1 protein-coding gene and 1 pseudogene are annotated in these 1,107 nt (G+C 71.4%); one reads left to right on the forward strand and one right to left on the reverse strand.

Annotated elements, in window-relative coordinates:
* Window positions 1–209 (reverse strand): annotated as a pseudogene (locus AOK16_RS14870) (SAM-dependent methyltransferase); the annotation flags it as partial.
* Window positions 210–403: 194 nt separating this feature from the next.
* Here AOK16_RS14870 and AOK16_RS14875 point away from each other — a divergent pair.
* Window positions 404–1,107: MHYT domain-containing protein (locus AOK16_RS14875; RefSeq protein ID WP_055472735.1), on the forward strand; the 704-nt coding region annotated here is incomplete at its 3' end.

A 1,107-nucleotide genomic window follows, 5' to 3' on the forward strand; every position in this document is an offset into this window, starting at 1 on the left:
CCGCCCGGGCCCACCGCCTCGCGCAGCGGGGGAAGCGCCCGGCCGGTGCCGCACCCGGCGTCGAGTACCTTCTCGCCCGGCCGCAGGCCCAGTTCGGCCACCGCGGAGGCGTAGGCCGGGCCGTCGTCGGGGAAGCGGGCGTCCCACCCGTCGGCGCGGGCGGCGAAGAACTCCCGTACGTGGGCGTGGTCCGAGTGATCCGAGTCCATGGGGCCATGATCCCTCGCGCCGGGCCCAGTGGACGGGTCTCGAACAGGGGGGTTTGAGCTAGGCGTTGAAACAAACGTACGGTGTACACGTTCGAGCTCGTTCGATCGTTCGGGATCATGTCGGTGTCATATTCCGATCAGTTCCGAAAGGCGCCCCCGGCGTACGCCCTCCCCGGGGCTAGCGTCCCTGGGTCATGGGACACCTGGACCACGCCGCCTTCGGGTGGCTCACCCCCGTATTGTCGTACGTGATGGCCTGCATCGGCGCCGCGCTCGGCCTGCGCTGCACCGTGCGAGCCCTGGCCACGACGGGCCGTGCGCGCCGCAACTGGCTCATCACCGCGGCCTCCGCCATCGGCACCGGCATCTGGACCATGCACTTCGTCGCGATGCTCGGCTTCGCTGTCACCGGCACCGAGATCCGCTACAACGTGCCCCTCACCGTCCTCAGCCTGCTCGTCGCGATGGCGATGGTCGGCGTCGGGGTCTTCGCGGTCGGCTACGGGCGCAACCGCGCGCGTGCGCTCGCCGTCGGCGGGCTCACCACGGGGCTCGGCGTGGCCAGCATGCACTACATCGGCATGGCCGCCCTCCGCCTCCACGGCACCGTCCGCTACGACCTGTGGCTGGTCGTGCTGTCGGTCGCCATCGCGGTCGTCGCGGCGAGCGCCGCGCTGTGGGCGGCGCTCAACATCGAGTCGCCGGTCGCGGTCGCCGTCGCCTCGCTCGTCATGGGCGCGGCGGTCAGCAGCATGCACTACACCGGGATGCTCGCGGTGAGCGTGCACGTCGAGTCCTCGGCCGACGCGCTGCCCGGGGCCACGGCGATGCAGTTCATCTTCCCCCTCGCCGTGGGCCTCGGCTCGTACCTCTTCCTCACCTCCGCCTTCGTCGCGCT

It is taken from the genome of Streptomyces pathocidini (assembly GCF_001418495.1).
GTDB lineage: Bacteria > Actinomycetota > Actinomycetes > Streptomycetales > Streptomycetaceae > Streptomyces > Streptomyces pathocidini.